Annotated in this window: 1 protein-coding gene; it reads left to right on the top strand. The window is 64.5% G+C overall.

What is annotated here, in order from left to right; translation table 11 throughout:
- Nucleotides 1–335 precede the first annotated feature (335 nt).
- Entirely contained in the window at nt 336–3,929 is a 3,594-nt protein-coding gene (locus tag V6U90_RS32660; protein WP_334444921.1) for an NACHT domain-containing protein, read from the top strand.
- The last annotated feature ends 300 nt before the right edge of the window (nt 3,930–4,229 follow it).

Genomic DNA, 4,229 nt, shown 5'->3' with positions numbered 1-4,229 from the left:
AAACGAGCCCGGCATGTTTGCTTTGGCCCCGAAAGGGACACAATCTCCGTAACCGCCCTCTGAGGTTCCCCGGTTTGCCGGAGGGTTTGCGCCACCTGGCGCCGAGCGTCCTACGGCGGTTGCGGATCAGCTCGGTCAGGCGGGTCAGGCTGCGCGTGGGCAGCGGGATGCTGGCAGGGTAGGTCAGCAACAGAGCTCCCGTGGGCAGTCGTTCCTGGTCGACTGCTGTCCTACCGAGAGCTTTGTCCTATCTGGAGCAGCGACACGTCACCGCGCGCCGGGTCAGACGCCCTTGATCACGATGAAGAAGGCTCAGTGCGTGCGATCATCGTGGCGTGCGCTACCGCTACGAAGACCTCGGCGACGTTGAGTTCCAGCAACTTGTCCAAGCCTTGTTGGCGCACGCGCTCGGCCCGAAGATGCGCGCCATGCCGTTGCGTAAAGCCGACGGCGGTCGCGACGCCCTGTATGACAGCAGCGTCTATCAGGTCAAGTTCACCATATCGCCAGACAAGATCTCAGACCCGGTGAAGTGGCTGTTGTCAACGTTGGACAACGAGGCTGAGAAAGTCATCGCGCTGGTCGACCGCGGCGCGCGTGACTACTACCTGGTCACGAATGTCGAGGGCACCGGCAACCTCGACAGCGGCACGATCGACCGGCTGGACAGGGAGCTGAAGATCCGCGAACAGGCGTGGTCAATCGCCATCACGCCATGGTGGCGGGAGACCATTGACGCCCAGGTGAGCGCCGCGCCGAACGCCTTGGTGCGCCCCTTCATGCGCATCCTGCCTCCAGACCAGGTGCTGGCGATCACCAAGCTGGACATGTCCGACGGTGCCAGCCGACGAGACCGGGTCCTCGCCGCCTACCTTCGCGACCAGTACGATGCTGACGATCAGGTCAAGTTCGGCGAGGTCGACCTACTCGGCCCATCGGTACACAAGCTCTTCGTCGACGTGCGCGTCGCGAGCCGCGAGAAGGGGAGCGAACCGTACCGGTTGATGGCTCAGATGGGCGGCGTCGACGCCACCGATGTCGACACTGCCGATGCTCCCGCTTCACGCCAGTGGGAAGCCGGCGGCGCTCAGCTCCTGCTGCATCCAACCTGGCGCGGCAACGCGATGATCATCGGCGGCCCCGGACAGGGCAAGACAACGTTGCTGCAATACGTGTGCCAGGCGTACCGGTCGCTACACCTCGACCTCGCCGATTATGTCAGCACACGCGGCTATCGCCCTCACGTCGCCCGCATTCCGTTCCGCGTTGACCTTCGTGCGTATGCCGAATGGCTGGCCCTGTTCCCAAAACGACGAAAGAAAAACGACAGGGCCTCCGAGGCGCTGGAAGAGTACCTCGCAGGGCACGTCGCTCAGAACAGCGGTAGCCAGACTTTCACCACCGACGATCTGGCCGCAGTGCTAGCAGCGACGCCGGCTCTGCTGGCGTTGGACGGTCTGGATGAGGTCGCCGACCTTGCGTTGCGTGAACGCGTAGCGCGACAGATCGCGAAGACCGCGCGGCGTCTCGACAGCCCGGACATCGACATCGTCATCCTGGTGACCACCCGGCCTGGGGCCACGGACACTCAACTCAAGCTCGGCGATGGCTTCCCCGAACTGATCATGCAACGCCTGACGAAGCACCTGCAGTTGGGCTATCTAAAGCGATGGGCGCAGCAAAACCGCCTTGATGACACGGGCGCCGGCGAGCTACGGGATCGCTTTATCTCCAACCTCGAACTTCCCCACGTGGCGGAGTTAGCTAGCAGCCCAATGCAGATGGCGATTCTGCTGCATCTGCTGCAGCGCCGCGGCATCCTTCCTGAACAGCGCACCCAACTGTACGCCGACTACGTCCAAATATTCTTCGATCGGGAGGCACCTAAAGAGCCGATAGTACGTGACCATCGCAGGCTGCTGATGGCCCTACACCGGTACCTCGCCTGGCATCTGCAGGCACGGGCAGAACTCGGCAACACCAGCGGCAAACTCCAGATCAACGACATGAAGCAGCTAATCGGGCAGTTCCTGCGCGACTACGATGACAACAGCCCGGACCTCATGGCGCTGTTCACCTCCGTCACGGCGAGAGTCGTCTGCATCGTGCAACGCCACAGCGGCGCCTTTGAGTTCGAGGTGCAGCCTCTACGCGAGTACTTCGCGGCCTGCCATCTGGAGGAAGGAGCGCAGTCTCGGGGCCGCGCCACCAAGGACGCCCGGCTGGCGGAGCTGTTGAAGCGGCCGTACTGGTCCAACGTACTGCGCTTCTTCGTCGGACTGCTATCCGATGGCGAAGTCAAGAGCGTGCCGATCGTTGCCCGCGAGGTACGCGCCGATTCGCCACTCGATGCGCTTCCGCTCACCCGCACCGTCCTCGTCCAACTGCTGCGCGACCAGGTGTACCAGGGCATGACCGCAGTAGCGGTGCGCGGGGCCGTCGAGGCAGTCCTCGAAGGCCCCGGATGCATACTTGCGATGGACGGCCTTCTAGACGACAGCAGACAACCCTTGGCACTGTCTACCACCACCGGCGGCACACAAGTCGCCTCGTACACACGAGAGCGGCTGAAAACCGAACCCGACCCATTCCACCGTGCAGCTCTCGCTGACCTGCTCCTCGGGCATGACGACCCCAACCGTGTGCGGGAGTGGTGCTGGAGCGACGATTTTCGCCAGCCGACGATGACGTGGCTACGGACGGCCGCCCGGTTACGAGCCCTTTCCAACCTGAGCAGCCCGGAGGCGGAGCATGTTCTGCGGTGCTGCCGCACTGGCAGCGGGGCCCAACGTGACCCCCTTCTGCCGCTGCTACTCGAAGCCGGCAGCAACATTCAGCACGGCGAACTCGCCCGAGCCTGCATTGTCGACTTCAGCGACGGCCACGGTCACGGTCTGGCTGGCGCCGACGGCACGCTACTTGGTGATCTCCATGCCTACGCCCATCCCGATCGGTTCTACGCCCACCGGCTCGCGGCTCGGCTCGGCGCGACCGGCGGCGAGATTCGGCGTCGCCGACGGCGCGGGACCCAGACCCTGGATGCCCAAAGCCTGACTACGGGGCTCAAGGCAGCACACCAAGCTGGCGAGTGGGCCAGCAACGAACCATGGGCATACCTGTTGGAAATCATCGCGACCGGCTTCGGCGACAGCTGGCTACTGCGCGAAGCCCTCATCATCGTTCCCGATGACCTCTCGCCGACCGAATCTGGCAGCCCGCGTCTGACACCTGGCGCCGAGCCCGCCGCTCTTGCCGCCTGGCTACGCCTAGCGCGGCACCACAACGATGACGAGTCGTGGTGGTTGGAGCAGGCATCGAGACTCGATGGCGGACTTGCGGCACGCACCTGGGTCGTGACGCTCGTTCTATTCGCGAAGGCAGCGGTGCTGCTGGCTTGCATCCCAACATTGAACAGAGTCCTTCGAGGTCTCACCGGTCACGAAGCGGCGACCACAGTCGCCACGGTCTACCGCTACGCGAAGCACCTGGCCCCGCGGCGCCTCGACCTACACGGCCCGCTACGGAGCCGGGCTGCAGCCCCGTCCCCGCTCGCCGCGTTACTGCTGTTCCGCATTGCCTACGACACGACCCAGCCCGAGCTCGCCCGCATCGTGACCGAGCAGGTTGCCGAACTTCTCTCGCTACACAGCGACGTCACGGAGCCAGCCCTGCAGATCGTCGGGGATTACCAACGCAGGGCACTGCGCCCCACGATGTTCGACGGGACGAGATCGCAGATCGACCCCGGCATGCTACGCGGCATCGACGTCGCGAACGTTAGCGTCGCTGCAGCGACGCGGATACTGAGCCAACCCGGGCGGTGGCCCGCCGAGCTCGTGGCGACGGCGAATCTAGCGCTCGCCGCCGAACTGTCGAAGCAGCCGCCGCTTGCCACGGTCGCACGTGACCAGCGTTGGTTCAGTGACTAAGGGACGTCTTATCGGTGCCGTAGGCTCCTAGTAGTGCTGTGACATATGCGGGGGCGAGCGCCCGGACCGTCGCCTCCGGCAGGGCACCGCGCAGAGCGTCCACAGCCAAGTTCACACCCGGAGAGCGCCCGCGCCCGAACAGCTCTAGGAGGTAATGGACGCCCTGGCGCACGCTGTCGCCGGCCATCTCATCCGCAGTGATTTCACGAAGCCGCCGACCGACCTGTAGTTGCGTCCGGCAGAGTGGTGTACGGCAGACCTGCAGCTCAGAGCCGGTTTGGCGTAGACGTGAGGCGGCCA

The organism is Micromonospora sp. CPCC 206060 (genome assembly GCF_036906895.1).
Taxonomy (GTDB): domain Bacteria; phylum Actinomycetota; class Actinomycetes; order Mycobacteriales; family Micromonosporaceae; genus Micromonospora.
The sequence above is the reverse complement of the archived record's forward strand: the minus strand, read 5'-3'. Positions and strand labels throughout refer to the sequence as shown.